The sequence below is a fragment of the Rhodococcus sp. FW305-130 genome (assembly GCF_058788335.1).
The window spans coordinates 699617-725034 of sequence record NZ_JBYTAP010000001.1 but is presented as its reverse complement, the minus strand read 5'-3'; the positions used below and the strand labels follow the sequence as shown (position 1 = coordinate 725034).

Genomic DNA, 25418 nt, shown 5'->3' with positions numbered 1-25418 from the left:
CCTCCAGTATGTTCAGAACTACGGCGTTTCCACGATGACCGTGGTGGCCTTCACGATTGCGACTCCGATACTCCCGACCTCGAGTCCGAGCTCCCGAACCGCGTCGCTACTCATCAACGAGACGACAGTGAAGGGCCCACACTGCATTTCGACCTGGGCCATCACCTTGTCGGTGACGACCTTGGTGACGAGGCCGGCGAACCGGTTGCGGGCCGAACTCGCACCCGTGAGCGGATCGGCCGGTGCGGGTCCGGCGTTGGACCGGGCGAAGCCCGCCAACTCGGCACCGTCGATGACCTTGCGGCCGGAGTCGTCCGTCGTCGCGGTGAGAAGCCCACCGTCGACCCACCGTCGAACGGTGTCGTCACTGACACCGAGCAGACCGGCAGCTTCGCGGATTCGAATGTTGGGCACCAGGTGATCGTAGGTCGCAAGTGCGGACCTAACAAGCCGAAATACTCCGCAGATGCGTGAACTAGTCAATCATGATCACGTATCTGCGGAGCATTGTCGATAGTTGCCGTAGACGAGTCAGCGCATCATTCTTCGGCCCAGGGCACGCGGCAGGAGTCGGTGCTGAACCCTTGCTCGGTGATCCCCAACGCCGAATACATCCGGGCGCGCATGTTTTCGAGCCCGATCTGATAGGTCAGTTCCACGACGCCCGCACGCCCGAACCTGCGCTCGAGATCCGCGACCTGCTCGTCCGTCACCCCGTTCTCCCCGTGCGGGTCACCGGTCATGGCATCGGCGTAGGCGATCGCGGCCCGCTCGTCCTCGCTGTACTTCGGTGAATCCCGGTAATTCGCGATCCCTTTCAGCTTGTCGATGTCCAAACCGTCCAAGCGCGAGAGCATCGTCCCGAAGTCGACACACCACGAGCAGCCGACAGTCCAGGCGACGCGATAGACGGCCAGTTCACGAATGTTCGACGGCAGCACCTTCGACGCCTTCTGCACGGCCATCTCGTGACGGGCAGCCGCGACGAACAATTTCCGATGGTTGGCCAGGACGGCAAAGGGCTCGGGGACTTCGTCGTACTGCCTGGCGGCGAATTTGTATGCCACTTTGATCAACGGACTGGCTTCCGACGGTGTCACTGCGGGAATGCGAGTCATGGCAAGCCTCCGTATGTTCTGGGGCACCGGATTCGATGCTCTCTACAGAGTTGGACGATGGCGGCGATTCAAACGTGACAAGCACCGCGTCCGAGCGGATGTGAGGATGCGGTGTCAGCCGACTAAGCTGCAAAGATGCCTTCGACGCCCCGCAACCGCACCGTCTCGCGTCTGCAGCCGTTCGCATCCACGATCTTCGCCGAGATGACAGCGTTGGCCACACTTCACGACGCGGTCAACCTCGGTCAGGGCTTTCCGGATACCGACGGTCCTGCGGCCATGCTCGAAGTAGCGCGCCGAGCCATCGCCGAAGGCGTCAATCAATACCCGCCCGGTCCGGGCATGCCCGTCTTGCGCCAAGCCATCGCGGAGGATCGGCGCATCCGCTACGGACTCGTCAGTGATCCCGACTCCGAAGTTCTGGTCACCGTCGGCGCCACCGAGGCGATCAGTGCTGCAATTCTCGGACTGGTCGAACCCGGCGAAGAAGTAGTGCTGATCGAGCCGTACTACGACTCCTACGCTGCATCCGTCGCATTGGCAGGCGCTGTGCGTCGGACTGTTCCGCTGGTCGCCGCGGGAGACGGATTCGCGGTCGATCTCGATGCATTGCGCGGCGCGATCACCGCCAAGACGAAGATGCTGATCGTCAACAGTCCTCACAACCCCACCGGCACCGTATTCACCGATCACGAACTTCGAGCGATCGCCGAACTCGCGTGCGAACGCGACCTGATCGTGTTGAGTGACGAGGTCTACGAGCACTTGGTCTTCGACGGCCTCGCCCACACACCGATGGCGTCGCTCCCGGGCATGCGTGAGCGCACCGTCACTGTGTCCAGTGCCGCAAAGACTTTCAATGTCACCGGCTGGAAGACCGGCTGGGCGATCGGCCCCCGAGAACTCATCGACGGAGTCCGTGCCGCCAAGCAGTTCATGTCATTTGTTGCCGGTGCACCATTCCAACCGGCCGTTGCGTACGCGCTGACCAACGAACAGCCGTGGGTCGTCGAACTTCGACAGAGCTTGCAGGGCAAACGGGACGTACTCGGAAAGGCTCTGACCGAGGCCGGTTTCACGGTGCATTCCGGCGGCGGCACGTACTTCCTCCTTGCCGACATCAGACCGTTGGGTGAAACCGACGCGGGAGATTTCTGTCGCGCACTGCCCGAGCGTATCGGCGTCGCGGCCGTACCGGTCGACGTGTTCGCGGACAACCGCGACGATTGGAAGCACCTGGTGCGCTTCGCCTTCTGCAAGCAGGACCACATTCTTTCCGAAGCTGCACGCCGTCTCCACCTGCTCCAAGGAGCAGCGCACCCATGACAGCGCGGACCATCCCGACCGCATTCGTCCACCGCTACCTCGCGTTCTCGCCGGACAACGACGTCGATTTGTCTGGTGCACTGCGAGCTGCTGGGATCGACCTGGAGACATTGTCGGACGCTCGCGCGCGGCTGACCCCAACTCAGGTCACCACCTTCATTCAAACCACCTGGCAGATCACCGACGACGAATTGTTCGGCCTCGGATCCGCCCCGGTCCCCCGTGGCACTTTCCGATTGATCTGCCTGACGTTGATCCATTGCCCTGACCTCGGATCAGCGTTCGCTCGAATGTCCGACGTGATCCGTGCGCTACCGGCTCTGGCCCCACTGGCGATCGAAAAGGGCGAGGAAAGCACGCGGGTGAGCTTCGCAGTCCGAGCTCGCGAAGGCGTCGCCGAACCTGATGTCGCAGAACGTGTCACAACCGATTTTGTCCTGATCTTGCTGCACCGATTTTCCGCGTGGTTGATCGGAAAGCGCGTCCGACTTCGGGCAGTCGAATTTCCGTACTCGGCACCGGATGCGCGGTTGGCGCAGGACTACGACTACATCTTCGGAGCGCCGGTCACCTTCGGCGCGCAGCGAGCGGCACTGGAGTTCGACAACTCGGCCATGCGCGCACCGATCATCCAAACCGAGGAGACGTTGGAGGAGTACCTCCGAGAATCTCCGATTCAGCTCATGTCCGAACGCGATTACGACAGCACTGCGTCGGCGCAGGTGCGACGGGTCCTCGAACTCGGGGTGAAGGGGCGAACCTCCACGGCCGAGGAGATCGCGGAGATGCTCTCGATCAGCGTTCCCCATCTGCGTCGACTGCTGCGGCGTGACGGAACATCACTGAATCAACTGCGCGAGGAAGTGCTCCGCGACGTAGCCATCGCTGGTTTGCGGCGCGGAGAATCCGTCGAAGTACTCTCGGCGCGATTGGGGTTCTCCGAGCCCAGCGCGTTCCGTCGGGCCTTCAAACGATGGACCGGCGACACTCCGAGTTCGTACCGCTAGCTGACGCAGAACTCGTTTCCTTCGGGATCGGTCATCGTGATCCACACGCTCGGCCCCTGCGCTCCACGGTGCAGGATCGTCGCCCCCACCGTCTCGAGGTGCGCTGCGACATCCTCGCGCTTGTCGCCCACTCGTATGTCGAAATGGAGCCGGTTCTTCACCGTCTTCGATTCCGGAACCAGTTGGAACAGAACGCGGGGACGTTCGGGATGCTCCGGATCGCTGATGGCTGCACCTTCGCGCCAGACGAGAACTCCCTCGAAGGTCGTGGTGTCAGATTCCTTGGCGTGACCAGCAGCGACGAGGCCCCTGATGAAGTCTTCGTCGCTGGGCTCCGCTGCCCACCCGAGTGCTGCGGCCCACCACTTCGCCTGTTCGTGCGGGTGTGCCGAATCTACTGTGACTTGAAATTCGTATCCCATGTTCCGACGTTAACGCCGACCACCGACACCTAGTGAAGGTTCAGCCGAGCCCGGGCATCAGTCGACACTCTTGATGGTCTTCATGGTGATCAGCGATGTCACCCGCGAGACAGCCGGAAGCCCGCTGAGCTTGGTGACCATGAAGTTCTCGTACGTCGCGAGATCTTTCACCGCGACCCGAATGAAGTAGTCGGGAATTCCGAACAACCGCCGACATTCGATCACTTCGTCGAAGGCGGCGACCTGGGATTCGAAGTCCTCGATGGTCGCCTGGTCGTTGACTCCGATCTCGGCGGTGACGATCACTTGAAATCCTCGGCCAAGCGCTTCCTGACTGACGATCGCGCGGTACCCGGTGATGATTCCGTCGGCTTCGAGCTTTTTCACGCGGCGCAGGCAAGGGGACGGTGTCAGACCCACCAGATCCGCCAATTCCGTGTTCGTCAGACTCGAGTCCTGACGGAGGTGAAACAAAATTGCGTCATCCATGGCATCCATCGCACTATTATTGCGCACTGTTCAATATGTGGGCATTCTGAGCAATCGATCACCTCGATCTTTGTTATAGATTTGCGTCGTGATCGAACCAGCATCGTCGACGGCCGCGCCTGCCGTCGAACTCTCGCCGCGAACCCCGGCGTGGCGGCACGCCTTCCAACTGTCGCTGCCGGTCGGATTCGGCCTGCTCCCACTCGGGATAGCCCTGGGCGTTCTTGTGGTCCAACAGGGCCTCAACCCTTGGTGGGCAGTCGCTTTCACCTCGCTGATCTACGCCGGATCGCTGGAGTTTCTCGCCGTCGGAATGGTCGCGGCCATGACACCACTGCCGTACGTCGCTCTGACCGCACTGCTGGTCAACTTTCGACATGTGTTCTACGCCTTGAGTTTTCCGCTGGAAAAGATTCGCAACCCCTTCGCCCGCTTCTACAGCATGTTCGCGCTGACCGACGAGGCCTATGCGATGTCGGTAACTGCCGATCCCAAGGCACTCACCGGACGCGTCATCGTCTACTCCCAGCTGTACCTCCACGGCTACTGGATCGGTGGCGCGATCCTGGGCGCGACGGCAGGACAGTGGATTCCAGATTCGATAGTCGGTCTCGACTTCGCTCTGACCGCACTGTTCGTCGTCCTCTCGATCGAGGCAATTCGCGCACAAAACGGATTCGCGGTGCCGGTCGCTGCGGTCACCTGCGCTCTGGTCGCCCGGCTCGCAGCCCCGGATCACATGCTGCCAATTGCAATGGGCGCCTTCGTGCTCTTCCTGATCGGCCGCTTTGTCTACGACTCACGAAAGGCGAAGATCGATGCCTGACACCTCGTACATCTTTGCGGCGGTCGCAGTCATGGCCGTGGTCACCTTCGCGCTGCGCGCAATCCCCTTCGCCGCGCTCATGCCGCTGCGCTCCTCCGCCCTGGTCGGCTACCTCGGCATCTACATGCCGGCCGGCGTCATGCTGATCCTCGTGATGTATTCACTCAAAGGGGTGTCGATCACCGCCCCGTCTCACGGCCTCCCCGAACTGATTGCAGTGTGTGCCACAATCGCCGCGCACCTGTGGCGAAAGAATGCCGTCCTGAGCATCGTTGTCGGAACGACGATCTACGTCGCACTGGTCAATACCGTGTTTGCCTGAGCAATTCCCATCCGGGAGCAAAGCATCTTTACTCCCGGATGGGTGATTTGTAACCTCCAGGCGCTTATCTGAACAGTTGAACACTTATACGATTTCAGTAGGGTGGCCGCCGGCCGCGACTGAAAGATCGGTGAGGTTCGATGTCCACGACAATGACCACGACGGGCACCCGAATCGCCGGCGCTTGGCACAGTCTGGATCGAGGCCAGCGTCGAAGCATCATCGGAATGACCGTCACCGTCGTTGCACTCAACGTCGTCGGGTGGGCAGTTCTGCTCGGTCTGGTTGTCCCCGGCCACTACACGATCGAAGGCAGTGTCTTCGGCATCGGACTCGGTGTCACGGCGTACACGCTCGGCATGCGCCATGCTTTCGACGCCGATCACATCGCCGCCATCGACAACACCACTCGGAAGTTGGTGGCGGACGGCAAGAAACCGATGTCCGTCGGTTTCTGGTTTTCACTCGGACACTCCACCATCGTCTTTGTTCTCGTCGCACTTCTGGCGTTGGGTGTGCGGCAACTTGCCACCAGCCTTTCCGACGACAACTCCGATCTGGAAAAGTGGACCGGCTTGTTCGGCACCACCATTTCCGGAACGTTCCTGATCTTGATCGGCCTCCTGAATCTTTTCTCTCTCATCGGGATTCATCGGGTGTACACGAAGTACAAGGCCGGAACCTTCGACGAGGAACAACTCGAGAAGGAACTCGACAGCCGCGGCGCCCTCAACAAGATCCTGGGCCCGGTGATGAAGATGGTTCGCAAGCCCTGGCACATGTACCCGGTCGGCCTACTGTTCGGACTGGGATTCGACACCGTCACCGAAGTGGGACTGTTGGTGATCGCCGGCGGCGCGGCAGCGACAGGGCTCCCGTGGTATTCGATCCTCGTTCTACCGATACTCTTCTGCGCCGGGATGTCTCTGTTCGACTCGATCGACGGATCGTTCATGAACTTCGCTTACGGTTGGGCATTTGCCCAGCCGGTACGAAAGATCTACTACAACATGGTGATCACCGGACTCTCGGTGGCAGTGGCACTGCTGATCGGGACCCAGGAAATCATCTCGATCTTCACCGACAAACTCGACATCCACGACGGGATTCTCGGCGCCATCGGGAACTTGGATCTCGGCGCGATGGGCTTCATCATCGTCGGACTCTTCGTTGCCACCTGGATGATCGCCCTCCTCGTGTGGCGGTACGGCCGCATCGAAGAACGGTGGCAAGCGCAGTCCGGTGCAGCAGTAGCACGACGAGCGACAGCAGACGAAGCGATGTGAGTTCGACTCGGCCTACGCAGAATCATGGGCCACCCGAAAGCGAATAGCTGATGTACGTCTCGCCCCATTTCAGGTACGCGCTCGACGTCGCCTGGCCGCGGATCTGGTCGTTCTGCCACTGGTAGACAGCGCGCCACGGAAATACGGAACTCACTTGTTCCAAGGTGTACTGCTCACGGTGGCCTTGCGCGTATCGCTGTTCGAGGTCTTCACGAGTGCGCGGCGGGAAATTACTGATCAGATAGGTCCGGCCGAGAGACTCGATGCGTCCTGGCGGCGCAAAGACATCAGCGCTGCGATAAGTGAAGGCCGCATACAGGTAGGCCGCCACCACAATCGTTGCCAGCGCTACCGCGCCGATCTTGAATGCACGTCGAAGCAGGGTCGGCATGGCTCACAGTACAACGACTGCGTCCCGATCTGATGCGGGTCGGCGGCAGCTGCACCTCCCGATTTCCTCGAGCCCAGACCACCTTCCGACTAGTACGGTGAGATCACCGGCAACCGATCTACGGCAACGATGGCGGACTCGCTCGACAACCCAGCGCCCTCTGCCACAGGTGAGGGCACATCGCGGCCAATCATTGCGGGCACCACGCACCAGTGCGGTCCATACGAGGGTCCCCCATGGGAAATCAGTTTCCGTCGCACAGCCTCCACGACCGAAGCCTTCCGCCCCTGCGTCTGGTCGCTATGAGCCAACCCGCTGCGAAAGCTCGACGAGCCGGTTCGAGAATCCCCATTCGTTGTCGTACCAGGCGAAAACCTTCACTTGTTCGCCGACGACCTGTGTGAGGGGCGCATCGAAGATTGCCGAGTGGGGATTGCCGACTATGTCGGCAGAGACAAGTGGCGCCTCCGAATAGGCAAGGTAAGACGAGAGTTCGGGAGTCTGCGATGCGACGCGAAACGCTTCGTTGATCTCCACGACAGTCGCCGGTCGTGAGAGATGGGCAGTGAGGTCGGTGATAGAACCGACTGGCACGGGGACGCGCAGCGAGAGTCCGGTCAATTTTCCGTCCAGCTCTGGGATGATCCGCCCGATGGTGGCGGCGGCGCCGGAGGAAGTCGGGATCGTAGACAATGCCGCGGCGCGGGCGCGCCGGAGATCGCTGTGAGGAGCATCGTGGAGGCGCTGGTCGCTGGTGTAGGCGTGGATCGTCGTCATCAGTCCGGACTCGATGCCGAACGCCTCGTGCAGCACCTTAACCATCGGTGCGAGGCAGTTGGTCGTGCAGGATCCGTTCGAGAATACGTCCTCCGACATGTCGAGGACGTCGTCGTTTACTCCGAGTACAACTGCAGGGACATCACTGTCGGCGGGAGCCGAAATGATCACCTTTCGCGCTCCCGCTGTCAGGTGTTGGCGAGCGTTGACCGAGTCCGTGAATCGGCCGGTCGACTCTATGACGACATCGACGCGTTCGGCTCTCCAGGGGATGAGGGACGGCTCGCGCTCAGAGGTGACGCGAATGCGCTTTCCTGCAACGAGAATCGCGTCCCCGTCGACCTCGACGCCGTCCAGATGACCGGACACCGAGTCCCACTCCAGGAGCGAAGCGAGGGTTGCGGCGTCGGCGATGTCGTTGATCGCGACGATCTCGACATCCGCATCGCTGCGTAGCGCAGCCCGCAGGTAGCTGCGACCGATACGGCCGAAGCCGTTGATTCCGATACGAACGGACATTGATTTCTCTTTCTCGAGTTGGTCAGTGATCGGTGCGCAGAGCGGACTGGGCGGCGTCGAGCAGGGAAATGGCTCCACGAACCGCCGCGTCCATCGGGCCCTGTTCACCCTGCGCGCGGGCAAGTACATAGCCGCCCTGCAGGACGGCTGCCAGCGTTCGCGCGAGATCCGCCGGGACGATGCTCGTCGGAAGTTCTCCTGCAGCAATCGCGGCAGTGATCGCCCGCTCCCAATGGTTCAGCATGGTGTCGAAGGCATTCGCAACGACTGCGATCAGTTCTGCATCCGTGACCACTTCCGGGTCCTGGGTCATCCGACCCACCCGGCACCCCCGAGTACCCGGCCGCGGCAACGAAAGGTAGCGCTTCATCTGTTCGAGGGGCGAGCCTTCTCCACCCAACGGAGATGACTCGCCCGTCATTTCTCGGGTAACTGCAGACAGCGCCTCTACCGCGAGTTCGTGCTTTCCACTGAAATGGTGATACATGCTGCCCTGGCCAACCCCGGCACGTGTCATCACGTCGCGTGGGCTCGTCGCTGCATAGCCGCGCTCCCACAACAGCTCTGCCATCGCACCCGTCAGCTGGTCCTTTGAGTTCACCAATCGACTGTAACAACTAGTATGTACAACCTCAACGTAGGTTCGACCAACAGGCCGGCCGGGCGATTGTGCGGTGATCGACCAGAGCATCGTTGCCGTTCTGGACGTGGCATCTGCAAGACTCCTGAAATGAAGCACGTCGGGCGCGAGGCAGCGGCACTGCTCAACGGGGCCGGGATCGAACTCAGCGAGGGCCTGACCGACGCAGAGTTCGATTCCGTCCACGAACGCTTTGGATTTCACTTCAACCCAGACCACCGCAGCCTTCTTGCCACTGCGTTACCACTTGGCGACCGTTGGCCGAACTGGCGTAGCGCCGACGACCTCGAGTTGGGTACTTGGCTAGATACAGTCACCGAAGGTTTCATTTGGGATGCACTGCATCAACAACCACCGTTCTGGCCGGCATCGTGGGGCAGAATGCCCGCCTCACCCGAGGACGTCACCACAATCGTGCGTCAACAGATCGGAGCGTGGCCGCGCCTTGTCCCGATCTTCGGACACCGCTTCACGCCCGCCGCACCCTCCCCCTCGGGATCGCCGGTGATCTCCGTGTGGCAGACCGATATCGTCTACTACGGGGCAAACCTCCTCGAATATCTCGCCAATGAGTTCCCCCTCGGACAGGGCCGAAAGACACTCTCTCCCATTAGCGTCCGCGTACCGTTCTGGTCCCGATTCATCGAGGCGGCCAACCGCGCGGAATCGATCTGACCGGCCAAAGGTCCTGTTCTGCCTGCCAATAGTTTCGCAGACGAATTTCGCGGGTATTGATCACTTGCGGCGGCGATTTCCAGAGCGAGGGGTCAGCCGCGCAAGGTCTGCCCCCGGCTGTCACTCGCCGGGTGGCGGGCCGCCAAAACCAGCGGGCCGCCGAAAACAATCTGTGCCAGGCGATGATTTCGATGCAAACGACACGACTCGACACCATCCTGATTCTGATCGTCGGGACGGCAATCGGACTGAGCGTCTGGCTGGCCACGCAGGAACCATTCGCGTCGATCGGACTCGGAATCGCAACGGTGGTGATCTGCTGGATCTCTTGCTCGATGATCCACGGCTTCCCACACCGATCGACGAAGGACATGCGTCCGCGCGAGAACCAGGATCGCGAGTCACCGAAACGGCGCTGACGCCGCGTAGGGATGAGGCCAACCGTGGAGGCCCGGACACAGCGAAGTGAGTGGTTCACCTGTCGCAGGTGAACCACTCACTTCGGTCAGAGGATCACACCTCGTCAGGTCGCCAGGTCGCGACGGCCCAGATCACGGCGACGTCGAGGGCGATGATCACGATCGACCACAGCGGGTAGTACGGCATCCACAGGAAATTCGCCACGATCGAGAGCGCCGCGATCACGAAGGCCATGCCGCGGGCCCACGTCATGCCGACGAACAATCCCAGCGACACCGCGATGCCGATGATTCCGAGCACGATGTGGATCCAACCCCATGTCGTGACATCGAATTCGAAGGTGTAGTTGACTCCGACGATCAGCAGGTCGTTGTCTGCGAGAGCCGCGATGCCCTGGAGCAACGCGACGATTCCCGCGACGAAGAGCAGGCAGGCTGCCGCCACCGTGGTCCCGATGGCAAAGCCCTGTCGGACAGGATGGTTCGCATGAGATTGGTGCGGAGCAGTCATGACGTCCCCTTCTTCGGCGAAATAGCGTGAGAACAGTATTCAAAGGTTCACGCCGACGGACATCACCCAGCAAGGATGAACAGCCGTCCAGCACTGCAATCAAGATTCATGGGAACATATGTTCGATTTCGGTGTACGGTGGAGCCTATGACCGCCACGATGCAACCGTCTCTGTTCGACAACGGTGACCTCGGCGTTTCTTTGGCCGATCTCGACGGCACGGTGCAGCGACGTATTCTCACCGCCGGCGCATGGGTCGACCATCGCCCGGCCTGGCTGACCGGATCGGAGGCCGTGTTCGACAATCTGGAAGCCTCGGTGCCGTGGCGTTCCGAACGGCGTCAGATGTACGACCGCGTTGTCGACGTCCCTCGTCTGGTGTGTTTCTACGCAGAGAATCAACCACTGCCGGACGCGCTTCTCACCGAAGCCAAAGACGCGCTGAGCAGTCACTACTTCGACGAACTCGGTGAACCATTCGCCACGTCGGGTCTGTGTTTCTATCGCGACGGTTCCGACAGCGTTGCCTGGCACGGGGACGACACGGGACGAAGTCGCACCGAGGACACGATGGTGGCCATCCTGTCTCTCGGTGCGGCTCGCCCGCTCCTATTGCGCCCTCGTGGGGGCGGCGAATCCATCCGCTTCAATCTCGGACACGGAGATCTACTCGTCATGGGCGGATCCTGCCAACGCACGTGGGAACACTGTGTCCCGAAGAGTGCGCGGGCCCTCGGGCCGAGAATCAGCGTTCAATTCCGCACTCGCGGAGTTAGATAGCGTCGCGGAGTTCGTCTCGCAGCGCCTTCCGATTGAGCTTGCCGACGGCCGTCTTCGGTATGGATTCTGCGAAAACAACCCGACGCGGTTTCTTGTACGACGCCAGTCGTTCGCCAACGTGCGCGACCAATGATGCTTGCAGTGCGTCGTTTTCGACGGTCCCGTCCTCGAGTACCACCACAGCCGTGACCGCCTCCACCCACTTGGCGTCGGCGGTACCCACCACGGCGACCTCACGGACAGACGGATGCGTCAGGAGTGCATCCTCGACTTCACGGGGGTAGACGTTGTATCCGCCGCTGATGATCATGTCCGAAGCTCGGTCCTTCAAGAACAAGAATCCTTCGGCGTCGAACTGACCGATGTCACGGGTGTGAACCCAGCCGTCTTCGGTGAAGGTGTCCGCATTCAGTTCCGGTGCATTGAAGTATCCGGCGATCGCCGATGGCGAGCGGATCACGATTTCACCCGGTTCTCCCTGGGGCACTTCGTTTCCCTCGCCGTCGAGCAGCCTGATCTCGACGTCGATGGCGGGCTGACCACAGGACAGCAGGCGATCTTCCGTGTGATCTTCGGGCCGTAGGACTGCGATACACAGCGGTGCCTCGGTCTGCCCGTAGTACTGGAGAAAACGGTGTTGCCCCCACGCCTGCATTGCACGTTCGATGGTGGCCAGCGGCATCGGCGACGCACCGTAGATCACGGATTTCAGACTCGAGATGTCTGCGCTCGCAAAATCAGGGCGTTCGAGGAGCATCTGAATCATCGTCGGCACCAGATTGATTGCCGTAGCCCGATGCTCGGTTATCGAGCCCAAGAAGGTCGACGGGTCGAATCCGGGAAGGATGACGGTCTTGCCGCCACGCAGCCAGAACGGAAGCACGAAGACACCGCTGGCATGAATCAGTGATGCCGCGTGCAGCATCGTATCGTCCTGAGTCGCCGGAAGCAGATTGAGCAGAACATTGCGGCAGATGCCGGCGTAGCTGCGCTGAGTGTGCTGCGCGGCCTTCAATGTTCCCGTGGTCCCGGAGGTGAACAGCGTCAGGATCACATCGTCGGGAGCTAACTCGACGTCCGGTGTGTCCGAAGGCATGCTCTGTGCTTGGTCGAGCAGCGAACGCTGCCGCGCCGAACCTGTTTCCAGCCCGATGAACGTACGTTCGGGGAACCTGGCGGACAGTTCAGCGGCGCGGTCGGCGAGGTCACTACCGAAGACGACGTGCGAGGTGTCGGTGTCCTCGAGCATTCTCGCGTGCTCGTCGAGCGAGAGACGCGAGTTGAGCGGAACCCTGTTGATGCCGGCTTTGACACAGGCAAAATCGACGGGGACGCTGGCAAGAGAGTTGTTGACCAGCAATGCAACCCGTGCACCACGCCCGATACCGAGGGCGATGAATGTGTGCGCCAATCGGCTGCTGAGTTCGTCCACTTCCGTGAACGTCATCGATCGATCGCCGAAAACGACGGCTGTTCGCGATCCGTGCTGTCGCGCACCACGGGCGATCAGGTCTCTGGTTATGGGCATCATGGTTCAGTTTCCTCGTTCGAATTCGGGTTGTTCTCGAACCGGCCGTGCCGGCCGGCGCCCGCGGCGAACGCAGCAGCGCCGCGCACACCTTCAGCGATGACAATGGGATTTCCCGCGACGCCCTCGGCCTGCAGTGCTTCGGCAAGTGGTAGATCAAAAGATCGGTAGGCCGACGCGCGATCCGCGAGCATGCAGAGTTGAGGGAAAGCGGACAACTGGTGCGCAAGCTCCTTGGCTGCCTGGAGTGACTGCCCCACTGGAACAACACGATTGGCCAGCCCGAAGGCCAGCGCCTCCGGAGCGTCGACCGGGCGACCGGTCAAGATCATGTCGAGCGCTCGCCCCTGCCCGACGATTCGCGGCAGTCGCACGGTCCCGCCATCGATGAGAGGAACTCCCCAGCGCCGGCAGAAGACTCCGAACACGGAATTCTCCTCGCAGATCCTCAGGTCCGCGAGCAATGAAAGCTCGAGCCCTCCTGCAACCGCGTATCCGCTGACGGCGGCGATCAATGGCTTGGACAACACCAACCGACTCGGCCCCATCGGGCCGGTGCCGCCGCCTTCCGGATGCAACTCGTGCACGCGGGCGGGGTCGGAGACTGCGGTCAAATCCGCACCGGCACAAAATGTGCCGCCCGCGCCCCACAGAATCGCCACCTTCTGACTCTCGTCCGATTCGAACTCCAGGAAGGCATCACGCAACTGCGCCGCCATCGGCCCGTCCACCGCATTCTTGCGATCAGGGCGATTCATCACGATGACGGTGACGCCACCGTCACGCTCCACATAGACATCGCCACCTGGTCGATCGGAGTCGGTCACGATATTTCCTCACTGCTCGCGGATAAGGTTTCCCGGTACCCACCATGCCACTTGTAACAGAATTTGTCAGGAGTTGTTCAAAAGTTGTTACAAACTGATCGAGGAATGTCCGCAACCCGAGTTGTGCTGGACCTCGCAACGGCGAGTCCGGACACCGAGTTCAGCACTGCAGTGCTGACCCGGGCCGGCGAGATCGTCGGTGTCAGCGCATCGAGCGTTCGCGTGGCAACGGGCCGCCTGTGCCGCGAGAACAAACTGCGTCGCACCGCTCGTGGAACGTACGTCCTCAACCCGGACGGCATCCCCACCTACAGCGAGGTCGAGGGGTGGCGAACTCGTACCGATCGCATACGCCCCTGGGACGGCACGTGGATAGCCGTCGAGCACTCAGCGCTCAAACGAAGCGACCGCACCGCCGCACGAAGACACGATCAGGCGCTGCGCCTGGCGGGCTACGAGGAGTGGAAGCCCACACTCGCCGTCCGCCCGAACAATCTGCTCGGCGGCACGGACAGCGCCCGCCGCACTCTCCGCCGACTCGGCGCCGCCCCCGAATCGGCTGTCATGGAAATCGCTCACCTTGCCCCCGAGGATGATTCGACAATCCGCACACTCTGGAACTCGGAAGCACTGTTGGTCGACATCGCCGAGGCCCGTGAAGCACTCACACAGGCGCAAACACGCCTGGCGACAATCAGTCGCGAGGAGGCTGCCCGTGAATCACTTGCCTTGGGCAGCGCGGTGATCGCGGTCATCGTGCGCAATCCGCTCCTTCCGGAAGAACTCGAACCGACGCAGCCACTACGTGAACTGATCTCGCACATGCTCGAGTACCAGGACGCATCTCGCGAACTGTGGCAGTCACTGCTCCAGTTCTGATCGACTTCTTCCAGAAGGTAATTCAGTACGTTGCGCGGCCACCGCTGGCGTCGTACACAGCACCCGTCGAGTAACTCACCGCCGACGACGACAGCCAGGAGATCAATTCGGCGATCTCGTCGGCCCGCCCCATCCGTGCCATCGGCGTCAAAGACTGCGAACGAGCGAGGATGGCCGGATCGGTGCCGGCATTCATAGGACTTTCCACGGCCGCGGGAGCAATCGCGTTGACCAGCACACCGGTGGTGGCGACCTCTTTGCCGAGCGACTTCGTCAGCGCGACGACTGCCGCTTTGGACGCGGAATATGCACTCTGATTCGGGTTTCCGTCCTTGGCAGCAATACTCGCGAGATTGACGACCCGCCCCCACCCGGACGCAACCATCCCCGGCACGAACGCCCGGCACATCAGGAATGTCCCTTCGACGTTGATGCGGAACGTACGCCGCCAAGCCGCGAGGTCGACGTCGACGAGTGGCGCTGATGGTCCTACGATTCCCGCACTGTTGATCAAGATGTCGACTCTGCCGAGTCTGGTTCGAAGCGCATCGACTGCTGTCGGATCACTCACGTCGAGTTGTTCGTCCGCACCCTCGGCAAGATCTGCCGTTACCACCCGAACTCCCCTCTCCGTCAACATCTTTGCACTGGCGGCGCCGATTCCGCTCGCACCGCCGGTAACGAGCGCGGTGACACCCTCTGGATAGCCCTGCATCATCTTCACTCCCGAGTTTCTGTGCGCTACGCACTCAATTTATGTTGCAAACAGGCATAATTGCCGTCACACTGTGTAGAAATTCTGAATATATGGCGTTTGCTGTCGACGTCAAATACCTGGAGGCCTTGCCGATGGAAACCCGCTGGTTGCACGCGTTTGTCGCGGTTGCGGAAGAACTTCACTTCGGGCGGGCCGCATCACGGCTCCAGATGGCTCAGTCGCCGCTCAGCCAGATGATCCGAAAGCTCGAAAAGGACATCGGCGTCAAGTTGTTCGAACGAAGCACTCGCAGCGTCGCACTCACGTCCGGCGGACATGCCTTTCTCCCCCACGCCTATCGCGTCATCGAGAACATGGAGACGGCACGACACGCTACGCGTGCGTCGTCGGGAGGCGTATACGGACGAGTCACGATCGGGTTCACCGGAGTGCTCAACTATCAAGCACTTCCGCCGCTCACCCGCGCGTTGCGTCAGCGCTATCCGGAAGTCGAACTGACACTCCTCGGCCGAATCATGACGCGCGACGCGATCATTCAACTCGAGAGCGGCGCCCTCGACCTCGCCTTCGTCGGACTACCGGTGGAATCCGCATCACTGTCTACCCGGCTGATCCGACGGGAGGCGTTCGGCGCCGTACTTCCGATCGACCATCCCCTTGCCGAGAGGGACGCGATCGATCTCCGCGAATTGGCCGACGACGGATTCGTGACCACCCCGCTCTCGGCCGGCTCGGCCCTCCAGGAAACCGCGATGCGCGCCTGCATGAACGCAGACTTCAGGCCTCGCGTCGTCCAGGAAATCACCGATCCGTACATGATCCTGATGCTCGTTGCCGCCGGCGTCGGTGTAGCGCTGATGACGTCCGGCATGGCTGCTATCACCCCACCTGGCAGTGTGTTCGTCCCACTCACCGGCGAGCCGACGTTCATGAATCACGGAATTGCCTGGTCACCCCGGCATATGACCGATGCACTCGCCGTCGCACTGGAGACGTCCGAGGAGATTCTGCCGACGGCGGAGATTGAGACCAAAAACGTCATTATCTGAGACTCATTTAGTGTTGGACGCGCCATAGTCCTTCGTGGCACTGTCGTCTCAGCCGCCGAAAGGTGAGGGACGTCACCGATGCGTGGTGCATCACCAAACGTGCCGCCACGGTCGGCCCATCGGGACGAAAGGACTTCACATGGCACCACCGATCAACTCCACCGGGTCCACGCACTCCACTGCGGAGCACCCGAATTCGAATGCGCGCCGCGCCGCCGTTTCGGGCTTCCTCGGCAGCACCCTCGAGTACTACGACTTCTTCATCTACGGCTCCGCAGCCGCGCTCGTGTTCCCCAAGATCTTCTTTCCTGGCGGCGGCTCGACGGCAACGCTGCTCTCGATCAGCACCCTGGGCGTGGCCTACGTCGCCCGCCCACTCGGCGCAGTGCTGTGGGGACACCTCGGCGATCGGTACGGACGCAAGAACGCGCTTCTCGCCTGCCTGCTCCTCATGGGTGTTGCGACGGTCATCGTCGGTTGCCTGCCGACCTACGACCAGATCGGCATCGCCGCGCCGATCATTCTCGTCTTGCTTCGCCTTCTTCAAGGGCTCTCTGCGGGCGGTGAATCACCCGGCTCTTCGGCACTGACGCTCGAACACGCGCCGGATCACCGTCGTTCGTTCTTCACCTCGTTCACCATGAGCGGGATCATGTTCGGCATCGTCGTCTCCAGCCTGGTATTCATCCCTGTGGCGAGCCTGCCCGACGAAGACCTCTACTCGTGGGGTTGGCGAGTTCCCTTCTGGCTCAGCATCATCGTGACCGTCGTTGCGCTGTGGCTACGTCGCGCCTTGGATGAGCCCGAGGTATTCGAAGAACTCAAGGAACAGGACGAGACGGCCGGAATTCCCGTCGTCGAGATGTTCCGCTCGCACTGGCGCACCGTGATCCGTATCAGCATGAGCTCGACCTTCGCGATGATCAACACCATCGTCAACGTCTTCGCCCTGGCGTACGCCGTCGAATCCGGCTTCGAACGCTCCACGATGCTGTGGGCCATCGCGACCGCCAATTTTGTTGCCGTACTGACTCAGCCGCTGTTCGGCATTCTCTCGGATCGCTACGGACGTAAGCCCATCTTCGTCGTCGGCGCCATCGGAGCCGGCTTGATGATCTTCGTCTTCTTCCATTCGATCGGAACCCAAAGCGTCCCCATGGTCTTCGCTTCGGGAATCGTCATGATCGGAATCTTCTACGCGATGCCCAACGGCACGTACCCGGCATACTTCCCGGAGCAGTTCCCCGCGAAGGTCCGATACACCGGAATGGCCGTCAGCCTCATGCTCGGACTCCTTGTTGCCGGCTTCACACCGGCTATCGCCCAGGCGATTTCGGCCGGAGACAAGAGCAACTGGACACCGGTTGCATGGATGTGCCTGGGCTTCGCCGTCATCTCCGCCATCGCGGCAATGACCGGACCGGAAACGTACCGCACGCCCACAGCAGAACTGGGCCAACCGAAGCCGAGCCTGCCGATCAAGCAGGACTCAGAGCTCACCAGCAACAACGCTTGACCGGACCGGCCCCTCGCGCTGAATTGCCGCGAGGGGCCGTCCCCACTTATGCAGGAGAATGTCATGACTTCCGAATACACACGTCACCGTATCGGCCTTGTCGGGTCGGGTATCGCCACCTCACTCTCGCCCGCGTTGCACGCACACGAAGCAGCAGCACTCGGATTCGACGATTACAGCTACGAACTGATCGATCTCGAGAACCTGAACATCTCGGTCGAGAAAACCGGTGAGGTGGTGCGTGGCGCCGTCGCGGGCGATTTCACCGGACTGAACATCACCCACCCGTGCAAGCAGGTTGTCGTGGACGCGCTCGACGAGCTGTCCGGCAACGCGCGGTTGCTCGGTGCCGTCAACACGGTGGTGGTCGACAACGGCCGTTTGATCGGCCACAACACAGACCACAGCGGATTCCTCACAGCACTGCAGCGCGGTTTGCCCGACGCCGCCTTGGACCGAGTGGTGCTTGCCGGGGCAGGAGGGGCGGGTTCCGCTGTGGCATACGCACTCGCCGCCGCCGGTACCACGGATCTTCGCATCGCAGATATTGATCCCGATCGCGCTGTCGATGTGTGTTCTCGCGTCACCTCGGCCTTCCCTGGCACGCGCACAACGGCTTTGGCGATCGATGAGATCGCCGTCAACCTGACGACGTGCGACGGCGTCGTCAACGCATCTCCGATCGGCATGGTGGGTCACCCCGGAACTCCCTTCGACCCTGCGGCGTTGCATTCCGGATTGTGGTTCGCTGACATCGTTTATCGACCGATGCGCACCGAATTGCTCGACGCTGCAGCTGCTCTCGGATGCGCGGTTCTCGACGGTGGGCAGATGCTGGTGGCTCAAGCCTCTGACACCTTCACACTCCTGACCGGTGTCGAAGCCGATACGGATCGCATGCGCAGCCATCTGAGCGAGCTGCTCTCCGAGACGGCATGCGCATGAGCACAACCGAACACCTACTTTCTCGCGAAGTACCAGGAGCACTGATGAAGGTGACTGCGCCTTTCGCCGAACCTCTCGACATGGGCAGCGTCCGCCTCCGGAACCGGTTCGTGTCCGCCCCGATGGAACGCAACTACTGCGAAGTCGACGGCACCATGACGGACGAGTACATCGCGTACCTCGCCCGCCGCGCCGAAGGTGGTGCTGCACTGATCTTCACCGAAGCCAGCTACGTGCGTGCCGACGGCAAGGGACGCATCCGGCAGATGGGCGTCGACGTCGACGAACGGATTCCCGGCATCAAGAAGATGGCCGACGCGATCCACGCACACGGCGCCCTCGTCGGAGTCGAACTCAACCACGGTGGACGTACGGCGCAAGGTTCTGTCAGCGGGTTTGTTCCCGTTGCCCCGACACCGATTCCGTGTTTGGTTGTCGGCGGCGAGATGCCAGAACAACTCGACGCCGACGACATCGAGCACATCATCGAATGTTTCGGTGAAGCCGCAGCGCGCTGCCAGCAGGCGGGCGTCGACGTCATCTCCCTGCACGGTGGCCACGGGTATCTGATCCACCAGTTCCTCTCCCCTGCTTACAATCACCGCGACGACGAATGGGCCGACCCCACCTTGTTCGTCAACAAGGTCATCGCCTCCGTCCACGAGCATGCTCCGGGAATCACTCTGGGACTTCGATTCTCAGCCTTCGAAGGCATTGACGGCGGACTCGACGCCGAGACGACCCGCGTGCGCATCGACGCCATCGATACCGACCGACTCGATTTCCTCGACGTCTCGGCCGGCAACTACGAAGCGGGACAGTGGATCATCCAGCCCGGTGAATGGTCCCGTGGACTCCTCGCGCCGTACTCCGAGCAGTACCAGCGCGACTTCGACATCCCGGTTGGTGTGGCCGGACGCATCACGTCGCCGGAGATCGCCGCGCAGATCATCGAATCCGGGCAGGCGAACTTCGTCAGCATGGCCCGTACGTTGCACGCCGATCCGGACTTCCCGAATCGCGCTGTCGACGGTGGCCGGTACCGCCCGTGCATCGCCTGCAACTACTGCATCGACAGCCTGGCTGCCGGTCCCATTCCCTGCTCCGTCAACCCGTGGGTCGGACGTGAACTGGATCAGCCTACAAAGCCGGCTGATGCCACCGTGCGGGTCGCCGTCATCGGTGCCGGTCCGTCCGGAATGGCCACTGCCCGCGACCTGGCACTTGCCGGTCACCGCGTCGACCTGTACGACGAACGCCCCAGTCTCGGTGGCGACTTCGCTCTGGCATCGAAGCTGCACGAATATCCCGAATACGGGCGGATCGTGGACTGGTACCTCGCGGAACTGGCCGAACTCGGGGTGCAGTGCCACACTTCGACCAGAGCTGACGCAGCATTGCTCGCAAACAGTGACTTCGACGCGATCGTCCTTGCTGCCGGTGGGCACGGTCCCGTGACTGACCTCCCCGGAGCAGCAACCCGTACCGTCCGTGATGTCCGCGAGTTCCTCGCCTCCGGAGATCCGGCCCCCGAAGCAATCACCATTTTCGGCGCCGACCGCGAGGCTGCCGCTGTTGCCGACGATCTGCTCCAGAAGGGCACCCAGGTCGTCATGATCGGGCCGCAGGAAACCATCGCGCACGACGTCGGCCGACGCGGCAAGATCGTACTGCTGCCGCGCCTGGCCTCAAGTGAGAACCTCACGACCTACCTGAGCTCGATCGTCACCAAAGTCGACGCCGATCGGGTCACGATCTCGACAGGCGGTGTACTGAGCGAAGTCGACGCCCCCGGCGAGCTGCTGATCTCACAGGGCGTCGAGCCGCGCTCGGAGCTTTTGACCGAACTACGTTCACTGGCACCACGACTCGGGGTCCATGCCGTCGGCGACGCGAGCGGTGACGGCGGATCCATCCATGCCGCACTCGTGACCGCAGCCGACGTTGCCGTCGCCATCACCGCCGCCGCTGCGGCCCGTCAGGAGGTTCACGCATGAGCGCACACACAGCCGCACCGGTGGCAACTGCGTTGCCACCCATCGGACTCGGAACCTGGCCACTGGTCGGTGCCGACGCCACGAAGTCGGTACTCTCCGGAATCGAGGCCGGGTACCGCCTCATCGACACCGCCGCGATCTACGGCAACGAGGACGCCGTCGGCGTAGCGTTGGCGGAGTCGGGCCTACCGCGAGAAGAACTGTTTGTCACCACCAAACTTCGTGGAAACGACCAGGTTTCCGGTGACATCCGCGGAGCGCTCGAGCAGAGCCTGGAACGACTGGGACTGGATCAACTCGATCTGTTCCTGATCCACTGGCCGCTCCCGCGAATCGATCGTTACGTTGCGTCGTTCGAGGCGATGCTGGCCTGCCGCGACGCCGGACTGGTTCGGTACGTGGGTGTGTCGAACTTCCTGGAGCACCACCTGCGCCGCGTCGTCGCCGAAACCGGCGAGGCACCGGCAGTCAACCAGATTCAGATGGACCCGTCGCTCGCGCGAATTCCGGTGCGCCGCGCCAACGACGAACTCGGAATCTTCACGCAGTCGTGGAGCCCGCTCGGCCGCGGCGATGTGCTCGACAACGCCGTGGTCGGGGAGATCGCCGGCCGAATCGGTTGCACCCCAGCTCAAGTGGTCCTCGCTTGGCACGTCGCGCAGGGTGTGGTTCCGGTCGCGCGATCAGCGAACCCGACGCGTCAGGCCGAGAACCTGGCAGCACTCGACGTGACCCTCTCCGGCGAAGACATCGAAGCACTGAACAGTCTCGACCGCGGCGAGTCTGCGGCGCGGGACGTCGAAGCAGAGGAACATTTCTGATGACATTGAAAGTCGGAATCGTCGGCTGCGGCAAGATCGCCGGCAACCATGCCCGAGCTCTACAACAAGTCCCCGGCGTCGAGGTAATCGGCTGCTGCGATCCCGATCTCGGACGCGCCCAGGAGTTCGCGGCAGCGCACGGCATTCCCGCAGCCGTGAGTTCAGTGGAGCAACTTCTTGCCCTCGGACTCGACGCCTGCACCGTCTGCACGCCGCACCCGGTACATGAAGAAGTAGTTGTGGCCGCTGCCGAAGCGGGTGTACATGTGTTGTGCGAGAAGCCCATCGCGGTCGATGTTGCTGCCGCCGACCACATGATCGAGGCCGCCGACCGCGCCGGTATCACGTTCGGGGTGCTCTTCCAACGTCGCTTCTGGCCGGCCGCGCGTCGGATCCGGGACGCCATCGACGACGGCCGGATCGGACTGCCCACGCTCGGCGAGGCGTCGGTGATCCTGCACCGCCCGTCGAGTTACTACTCGGCCGACGCGTGGCGCGGACGCTGGGACACCGACGGCGGTGGCGTGCTCATGACGCAGGCGGTGCACCAGATCGACATGCTGGCCTGGTTCATGGGCGAGGCCGTCTCGGTCAGCGGCTTCATACGCACCCACACCCACGGTGAGCACATCGAGACCGAGGACAGTGCGTCAGCTGTAATTTCCTTTGCTTCGGGCGGCACCGCCACCGTCACCGCGACTACCGGTGCCAATCACAATCTGGGCAACCGCGTGACAGTGATCGGGCGCACCGGCGCCATCGCCAGCGTCCTCGAATTTCCTGAAGGGCACGAGGGTGTCAACGAAATCTGGACCGTGCCCGGCGAAGTGGAGTTCCAGTCGCCGTACTCTGCCGACATCGACGCCAATCTCGATGTGGGAGCGGTCAATGCGGCACTGACCGACTTCCACACTCTGCAGGTTCAGGACTTCGCCGACGCGGTCCTGACCGGGCGCGAACCCGCCGTCACCGGACGAGACGCCCGCGCGTCACTTGCCATCATCGCCGCAATCTACGAATCGTCACGAACCGGGAAGGTTGTCGATCTGACATCGACACCGACCCTCGCAACAACTGCCAAGGAGCAGAAATGAGTAGCAGTACCCCCCTCACCTACGACGTAGTTGTCGTGGGCTCCGGCGCAGGCGGGCTTTCCACAGCAATTGCCGCAGCACATGGCGGCGCGTCGGTACTCGTTGTCGAGAAGGCCCACACCTGCGGCGGCGCAACGGCCTGGTCGGGCGGGTGGATGTGGACCCCGCGCAACATGTTTGCCATCGCCGACGGGGTTGTCGAGGATCGTTCGGCGCCGCGGACATATCTGGAGAACCGACTCGGCGACAACTTCGACGCTGCCAAGGTGGATGCACTCCTCGACGGCGCACCGGAGATGGTCGAGTTCTTCGAACGCAAGACTGCACTGAAGTTCGTTCCCGGAGCCAAGATCGCCGACATTCACGGCGACACACCGGGAGCCGGCACGGGTCATCGTTCCGTCGGACCGAAACCGGTGAGCTTGCGAAAGCTCGGACCCGACGTCGCGGCGCTACTACGTCGACAACTGTACGAGACGTCGTTCCTCGGCATGGGCATCATGGCTGGTCCTGATCTGCAGGCATTCCTGCATTCGACTCGATCGCCGAAAGCATTTGTGCACTGTGGTGTTCGCGTGACAAAGCACATGTTCGATCTCGCCACCAAGCGTCGTGGCCAGCAACTCGTCAACGGCACTGCGCTTGTCGGCATGATGCTTCGCTCAGCGCTCGATCTCGGCGTCGAGATTCAGGTGAAAACGTCGGCAACATCGCTGCAGACTGACGATGGCGGTCGCGTTGTCGGTGTCCGCCTCGAAGGCCCGGATGGTGCGTACTCGGTAACTGCCACGCGCGGCGTCGTACTGGCCACCGGCGGCTTCGCCCAGGACATCGACCGCCGACGTGAACTGTTCCCCCGTACCCCCACCGGAAACGAACACTGGTCACTCACTCCGAAGACAACCACCGGCGACGGCATCACCCTCGGCGAATCCGTGGGTGGTCGCCTCGACCGCACTCTTGCCTCCCCCGTCGCGTACTGCCCCGTCTCCATCGTTCGTTACCGCAACGGCAAGGAAGGTGTGTTCCCGCACATCCTCGACCGCGGAAAGCCCGGTGTCATCGGAGTTCTCGCGAACGGCAAGCGTTTTGTCAACGAAGCACTCGGCTACCACGACTACACCCTCGCCATGGTCGAGCAGGTTCCCGAGGAAGACGAGGTGTGCTCGTGGTTGATCGCGGATCAGCAGTACGTGCGCTACCTCCCGCTGGGCATGGCCAAGCCCCTGCCGATCCCGATCCAGCCGTACCTGCGCTCGGGATACCTGACACGGGGTCGCACTGTTCGCGAACTGGCGGAGAAGATCGGCGTTGATCCGACGCAGTTGGAAAAGACAATCGAGGCATTCAATGTCGGGGCCGTGGCCGGTGAAGACCCCGAGTTCGGTCGCGGCACAACGCCGTTCAACCGGGGATCCGGCGATACCGCCAACCCCTGGCCGAACCCGTCGCTTGCACCCTTACAGAAGGGTCCGTACTACGCGGTGAAGGTGGTGCCGGGCAGTTTCGGTACCTTCGCCGGGCTTGTCACCGACTCGTCGTCGCAGGTTCTCGATGACAACGACCGCCCCATCGAGGGATTGCTCGCCGTCGGCGTCGATCAGGCCAGCGTGATGGGCGGGCACTACCCGTCCGGCGGCATCAACCTCGGCCCGGCTATGACGTTCGGGTATCTAGCAGGTCGGGAACTGGCCGGAGCCAAGACAGTTGGAGCGCACGCATGACACTCACACTCGGGCTGGCAGCCCTCACGGTGCTCGATACCGCACCGATGCAGCACGTCGACTTGGCCGAAAAGCACGGCTTCGACACCATCGGTATCCGCCTGATGCCCGCGGCACCGGGCACTACGGCTTACCCCCTGCACGAGGACAAACAGGGGTTGAACGAACTGGTGCGTCGACTGGGCGATTCACCGGTCGAGGTATTCGACCTCGAAATCATCCGTCTTGCAGCCGACTTCGACCCCACCGACTACGTTCCGCTGCTCGAAGCCGGCGCACAGCTCGGAGCCAAAGCCGTTCTGGTGGGCGGCGACGATCGCGACCGCGCTCGGCTCACGGACTCCTATGCCCGCCTCGCTGAACTGTGCGCGAACTACGGCATCGTCGCCTCGCTCGAATTCATGCCGTGGACTGCGGTGCCCGATGCGCGTGCGGCCATCGAGATCGTCTCGGCGGCAGACGGTCCGGCTCGTAGTGTCCTGGTCGACGCACTCCACACCGACCGCTCGGCGACAACACTGGAGGATCTTGCGTCCATCCCGCGCGAGTGGCTTCACTACGCCCAGATGTGTGACGGTTCGATCCCCGCTCCCACCGATGACGCAGAGCTGATCCGTCACGCCCGCGAGGAGCGTCTGGTGCCCGGCACCGGCGGCATCGCCCTGGCCGACATCTGGTCGACCCTGCCTGCCGGACTGCCGGTCAGCATCGAATTGCCCAACGAGCCGCTGCGTCAGGCCGTCGGCACGGACGCCTGGCTGAAGCGCCTGGTCGAGGCCACGCGAGCAGTGTTGGCCTAGCGGCCCTGTGCG

General features: G+C 62.2%; 28 protein-coding genes. 17 read left to right on the top strand and 11 right to left on the bottom strand.

From position 1 onward, the window contains the following. Positions 1-18: 18 nt before the first annotated feature. Both AC3WQS_RS03525 and AC3WQS_RS03520 read right to left on the bottom strand, forming a co-directional pair. The gene (locus AC3WQS_RS03525; protein ID WP_197941792.1) at positions 19-414 is read right to left on the bottom strand and encodes a TOBE domain-containing protein; all 396 of its coding nucleotides are present in this window, start codon (positions 412-414) and stop codon (positions 19-21) included. A gap of 125 nt (positions 415-539) precedes the next feature. Then, complete coding sequence (locus AC3WQS_RS03520; protein ID WP_020908828.1) at positions 540-1118, bottom strand: carboxymuconolactone decarboxylase family protein; 579 nt, start codon at positions 1116-1118, stop codon at positions 540-542. Positions 1119-1253: 135 nt separating this feature from the next. Between AC3WQS_RS03520 and AC3WQS_RS03515 the strand changes: the two genes are divergently transcribed. Together AC3WQS_RS03515 and AC3WQS_RS03510 are read left to right on the top strand one after the other, a co-directional pair. Next, positions 1254-2444 carry a pyridoxal phosphate-dependent aminotransferase gene (locus AC3WQS_RS03515; RefSeq protein ID WP_019744972.1) on the top strand — a complete coding sequence of 397 codons (1191 nt, stop codon included), beginning with the start codon at positions 1254-1256 and terminating at the stop codon, positions 2442-2444. Beyond that, positions 2441-3451 carry an AraC family transcriptional regulator gene (locus AC3WQS_RS03510; protein WP_019744973.1) on the top strand — a complete coding sequence of 337 codons (1011 nt, stop codon included), beginning with the start codon at positions 2441-2443 and terminating at the stop codon, positions 3449-3451. The genes AC3WQS_RS03515 and AC3WQS_RS03510 overlap by 4 nt, the downstream gene beginning before the upstream one ends. On the opposite strand, the gene AC3WQS_RS03505 is transcribed toward AC3WQS_RS03510, so the two are convergent. Both AC3WQS_RS03505 and AC3WQS_RS03500 read right to left on the bottom strand, forming a co-directional pair. After that, positions 3448-3873 (bottom strand): VOC family protein, encoded by a 426-nt coding sequence (locus tag AC3WQS_RS03505; protein ID WP_003940409.1) that lies wholly within the window; start codon positions 3871-3873, stop codon positions 3448-3450. The two genes, AC3WQS_RS03510 and AC3WQS_RS03505, sit on opposite strands and share 4 nt — an antisense overlap. Before the next feature lie 57 nt (positions 3874-3930). Next, on the bottom strand, positions 3931-4371 hold the full coding sequence (locus AC3WQS_RS03500; protein ID WP_020970517.1) for an Lrp/AsnC family transcriptional regulator: 441 nt from the start codon (positions 4369-4371) through the stop codon (positions 3931-3933). A 79-nt stretch (positions 4372-4450) separates the two neighbouring features. Here AC3WQS_RS03500 and AC3WQS_RS03495 point away from each other — a divergent pair, with 79 nt between their 5' ends. The 3 genes from AC3WQS_RS03495 (at position 4451) to nicT (ending at position 6796) form a co-directional block, all read left to right on the top strand. After that, entirely contained in the window at positions 4451-5188 is a 738-nt protein-coding gene (locus tag AC3WQS_RS03495) for an AzlC family ABC transporter permease (RefSeq protein ID WP_020970518.1), read from the top strand. Next, entirely contained in the window at positions 5181-5510 is a 330-nt protein-coding gene (locus tag AC3WQS_RS03490; RefSeq protein WP_003940007.1) for a branched-chain amino acid transporter permease, read from the top strand. The genes AC3WQS_RS03495 and AC3WQS_RS03490 overlap by 8 nt, the downstream gene beginning before the upstream one ends. A 140-nt stretch (positions 5511-5650) precedes the next feature. Continuing rightward, the gene (nicT, locus tag AC3WQS_RS03485) at positions 5651-6796 is read left to right on the top strand and encodes a Nickel transporter NicT (RefSeq protein ID WP_078377369.1); all 1146 of its coding nucleotides are present in this window, start codon (positions 5651-5653) and stop codon (positions 6794-6796) included. Positions 6797-6818: 22 nt separating this feature from the next. On the opposite strand, the gene AC3WQS_RS03480 is transcribed toward nicT, so the two are convergent. The 3 genes from AC3WQS_RS03480 to AC3WQS_RS03470 all read right to left on the bottom strand — a co-directional run bounded on the left by AC3WQS_RS03480 (position 6819) and on the right by AC3WQS_RS03470 (position 9084). Then, on the bottom strand, positions 6819-7187 hold the full coding sequence (locus AC3WQS_RS03480; protein ID WP_042952746.1) for a hypothetical protein: 369 nt from the start codon (positions 7185-7187) through the stop codon (positions 6819-6821). A gap of 300 nt (positions 7188-7487) precedes the next feature. Continuing rightward, positions 7488-8483 (bottom strand): type I glyceraldehyde-3-phosphate dehydrogenase, encoded by a 996-nt coding sequence (gene gap / locus AC3WQS_RS03475; protein WP_047889893.1) that lies wholly within the window; start codon positions 8481-8483, stop codon positions 7488-7490. Between the two features lie 22 nt (positions 8484-8505). Beyond that, the gene (locus tag AC3WQS_RS03470; protein WP_081328939.1) at positions 8506-9084 is read right to left on the bottom strand and encodes a TetR/AcrR family transcriptional regulator; all 579 of its coding nucleotides are present in this window, start codon (positions 9082-9084) and stop codon (positions 8506-8508) included. Positions 9085-9213: 129 nt separating this feature from the next. Here AC3WQS_RS03470 and AC3WQS_RS03465 point away from each other — a divergent pair, with 129 nt between their 5' ends. Continuing rightward, positions 9214-9798: a hypothetical protein gene (locus tag AC3WQS_RS03465; RefSeq protein ID WP_053062078.1), complete on the top strand. Its 585-nt coding sequence runs from the start codon at positions 9214-9216 to the stop codon at positions 9796-9798. A 191-nt stretch (positions 9799-9989) separates the two neighbouring features. Then, complete coding sequence (locus AC3WQS_RS03460; protein ID WP_020970523.1) at positions 9990-10217, top strand: hypothetical protein; 228 nt, start codon at positions 9990-9992, stop codon at positions 10215-10217. A gap of 94 nt (positions 10218-10311) precedes the next feature. Here AC3WQS_RS03460 and AC3WQS_RS03455 read toward each other — a convergent pair whose 3' ends face one another. Next, positions 10312-10728, bottom strand: a complete 417-nt coding sequence (locus tag AC3WQS_RS03455; protein WP_003940106.1) for a DUF7144 family membrane protein — start codon at positions 10726-10728, stop codon at positions 10312-10314. Positions 10729-10875: 147 nt separating this feature from the next. Here AC3WQS_RS03455 and AC3WQS_RS03450 point away from each other — a divergent pair, with 147 nt between their 5' ends. After that, the gene (locus AC3WQS_RS03450) at positions 10876-11508 is read left to right on the top strand and encodes an alpha-ketoglutarate-dependent dioxygenase AlkB (RefSeq protein WP_279217697.1); all 633 of its coding nucleotides are present in this window, start codon (positions 10876-10878) and stop codon (positions 11506-11508) included. On the opposite strand, the gene AC3WQS_RS03445 is transcribed toward AC3WQS_RS03450, so the two are convergent. Together AC3WQS_RS03445 and AC3WQS_RS03440 are read right to left on the bottom strand one after the other, a co-directional pair. Then, on the bottom strand, positions 11501-13039 hold the full coding sequence (locus tag AC3WQS_RS03445) for an AMP-binding protein (protein WP_069145730.1): 1539 nt from the start codon (positions 13037-13039) through the stop codon (positions 11501-11503). The two genes, AC3WQS_RS03450 and AC3WQS_RS03445, sit on opposite strands and share 8 nt — an antisense overlap. Continuing rightward, the gene (locus AC3WQS_RS03440) at positions 13036-13863 is read right to left on the bottom strand and encodes a crotonase/enoyl-CoA hydratase family protein (protein ID WP_492713112.1); all 828 of its coding nucleotides are present in this window, start codon (positions 13861-13863) and stop codon (positions 13036-13038) included. The genes AC3WQS_RS03445 and AC3WQS_RS03440 overlap by 4 nt, the downstream gene beginning before the upstream one ends. Positions 13864-13968: 105 nt before the next feature. Here AC3WQS_RS03440 and AC3WQS_RS03435 point away from each other — a divergent pair, with 105 nt between their 5' ends. Continuing rightward, entirely contained in the window at positions 13969-14742 is a 774-nt protein-coding gene (locus AC3WQS_RS03435; protein WP_019744985.1) for a hypothetical protein, read from the top strand. A gap of 22 nt (positions 14743-14764) precedes the next feature. Here AC3WQS_RS03435 and AC3WQS_RS03430 read toward each other — a convergent pair whose 3' ends face one another. Beyond that, complete coding sequence (locus AC3WQS_RS03430) at positions 14765-15457, bottom strand: SDR family NAD(P)-dependent oxidoreductase (protein ID WP_047889919.1); 693 nt, start codon at positions 15455-15457, stop codon at positions 14765-14767. A 134-nt stretch (positions 15458-15591) separates the two neighbouring features. On the opposite strand from AC3WQS_RS03430, the gene AC3WQS_RS03425 reads away from it, so the two are divergent. The 8 genes from AC3WQS_RS03425 (at position 15592) to AC3WQS_RS03390 (ending at position 25406) form a co-directional block, all read left to right on the top strand. After that, complete coding sequence (locus AC3WQS_RS03425; RefSeq protein WP_492713114.1) at positions 15592-16509, top strand: LysR family transcriptional regulator; 918 nt, start codon at positions 15592-15594, stop codon at positions 16507-16509. Positions 16510-16648: 139 nt separating this feature from the next. Further along, positions 16649-18025, top strand: coding sequence for an MFS transporter (locus AC3WQS_RS03420; RefSeq protein WP_020908842.1), 1377 nt, complete (start codon positions 16649-16651; stop codon positions 18023-18025). Between the two features lie 63 nt (positions 18026-18088). After that, positions 18089-18970: a shikimate dehydrogenase gene (locus tag AC3WQS_RS03415; RefSeq protein WP_264613232.1), complete on the top strand. Its 882-nt coding sequence runs from the start codon at positions 18089-18091 to the stop codon at positions 18968-18970. 44 nt (positions 18971-19014) lie between these two features. Continuing rightward, on the top strand, positions 19015-20967 hold the full coding sequence (locus tag AC3WQS_RS03410; RefSeq protein ID WP_387404040.1) for an oxidoreductase: 1953 nt from the start codon (positions 19015-19017) through the stop codon (positions 20965-20967). Then, complete coding sequence (locus AC3WQS_RS03405; RefSeq protein WP_021345325.1) at positions 20964-21788, top strand: aldo/keto reductase; 825 nt, start codon at positions 20964-20966, stop codon at positions 21786-21788. Before AC3WQS_RS03410 ends, AC3WQS_RS03405 begins: the two co-directional genes overlap by 4 nt. After that, complete coding sequence (locus AC3WQS_RS03400) at positions 21788-22882, top strand: Gfo/Idh/MocA family protein (RefSeq protein WP_259117009.1); 1095 nt, start codon at positions 21788-21790, stop codon at positions 22880-22882. The genes AC3WQS_RS03405 and AC3WQS_RS03400 overlap by 1 nt, the downstream gene beginning before the upstream one ends. Beyond that, the gene (locus tag AC3WQS_RS03395; RefSeq protein WP_492713111.1) at positions 22879-24606 is read left to right on the top strand and encodes an FAD-dependent oxidoreductase; all 1728 of its coding nucleotides are present in this window, start codon (positions 22879-22881) and stop codon (positions 24604-24606) included. The genes AC3WQS_RS03400 and AC3WQS_RS03395 overlap by 4 nt, the downstream gene beginning before the upstream one ends. After that, positions 24603-25406, top strand: a complete 804-nt coding sequence (locus tag AC3WQS_RS03390) for a sugar phosphate isomerase/epimerase family protein (RefSeq protein WP_021332173.1) — start codon at positions 24603-24605, stop codon at positions 25404-25406. Before AC3WQS_RS03395 ends, AC3WQS_RS03390 begins: the two co-directional genes overlap by 4 nt. Positions 25407-25418 lie beyond the last annotated feature (12 nt).

Coding starts and splice junctions, on each gene's coding strand:
- AC3WQS_RS03520 (WP_020908828.1), bottom strand. CDS start 1,118: ATGACTCGCATTCCCGCAGTGACACCGTCGGAAGCCAGTCCGTTGATC.
- AC3WQS_RS03515 (WP_019744972.1), top strand. CDS start 1,254: ATGCCTTCGACGCCCCGCAACCGCACCGTCTCGCGTCTGCAGCCGTTC.
- AC3WQS_RS03510 (WP_019744973.1), top strand. CDS start 2,441: ATGACAGCGCGGACCATCCCGACCGCATTCGTCCACCGCTACCTCGCG.
- AC3WQS_RS03505 (WP_003940409.1), bottom strand. CDS start 3,873: ATGGGATACGAATTTCAAGTCACAGTAGATTCGGCACACCCGCACGAA.
- AC3WQS_RS03500 (WP_020970517.1), bottom strand. CDS start 4,371: ATGGATGCCATGGATGACGCAATTTTGTTTCACCTCCGTCAGGACTCG.
- AC3WQS_RS03490 (WP_003940007.1), top strand. CDS start 5,181: ATGCCTGACACCTCGTACATCTTTGCGGCGGTCGCAGTCATGGCCGTG.
- nicT (WP_078377369.1), top strand. CDS start 5,651: ATGTCCACGACAATGACCACGACGGGCACCCGAATCGCCGGCGCTTGG.
- AC3WQS_RS03480 (WP_042952746.1), bottom strand. CDS start 7,187: ATGCCGACCCTGCTTCGACGTGCATTCAAGATCGGCGCGGTAGCGCTG.
- gap (WP_047889893.1), bottom strand. CDS start 8,483: ATGTCCGTTCGTATCGGAATCAACGGCTTCGGCCGTATCGGTCGCAGC.
- AC3WQS_RS03465 (WP_053062078.1), top strand. CDS start 9,214: ATGAAGCACGTCGGGCGCGAGGCAGCGGCACTGCTCAACGGGGCCGGG.
- AC3WQS_RS03460 (WP_020970523.1), top strand. CDS start 9,990: ATGCAAACGACACGACTCGACACCATCCTGATTCTGATCGTCGGGACG.
- AC3WQS_RS03455 (WP_003940106.1), bottom strand. CDS start 10,728: ATGACTGCTCCGCACCAATCTCATGCGAACCATCCTGTCCGACAGGGC.
- AC3WQS_RS03450 (WP_279217697.1), top strand. CDS start 10,876: ATGACCGCCACGATGCAACCGTCTCTGTTCGACAACGGTGACCTCGGC.
- AC3WQS_RS03445 (WP_069145730.1), bottom strand. CDS start 13,039: ATGATGCCCATAACCAGAGACCTGATCGCCCGTGGTGCGCGACAGCAC.
- AC3WQS_RS03435 (WP_019744985.1), top strand. CDS start 13,969: ATGTCCGCAACCCGAGTTGTGCTGGACCTCGCAACGGCGAGTCCGGAC.
- AC3WQS_RS03430 (WP_047889919.1), bottom strand. CDS start 15,457: ATGCAGGGCTATCCAGAGGGTGTCACCGCGCTCGTTACCGGCGGTGCG.
- AC3WQS_RS03425 (WP_492713114.1), top strand. CDS start 15,592: ATGGAAACCCGCTGGTTGCACGCGTTTGTCGCGGTTGCGGAAGAACTT.
- AC3WQS_RS03420 (WP_020908842.1), top strand. CDS start 16,649: ATGGCACCACCGATCAACTCCACCGGGTCCACGCACTCCACTGCGGAG.
- AC3WQS_RS03415 (WP_264613232.1), top strand. CDS start 18,089: ATGACTTCCGAATACACACGTCACCGTATCGGCCTTGTCGGGTCGGGT.
- AC3WQS_RS03410 (WP_387404040.1), top strand. CDS start 19,015: ATGAAGGTGACTGCGCCTTTCGCCGAACCTCTCGACATGGGCAGCGTC.
- AC3WQS_RS03405 (WP_021345325.1), top strand. CDS start 20,964: ATGAGCGCACACACAGCCGCACCGGTGGCAACTGCGTTGCCACCCATC.
- AC3WQS_RS03400 (WP_259117009.1), top strand. CDS start 21,788: ATGACATTGAAAGTCGGAATCGTCGGCTGCGGCAAGATCGCCGGCAAC.
- AC3WQS_RS03395 (WP_492713111.1), top strand. CDS start 22,879: ATGAGTAGCAGTACCCCCCTCACCTACGACGTAGTTGTCGTGGGCTCC.
- AC3WQS_RS03390 (WP_021332173.1), top strand. CDS start 24,603: ATGACACTCACACTCGGGCTGGCAGCCCTCACGGTGCTCGATACCGCA.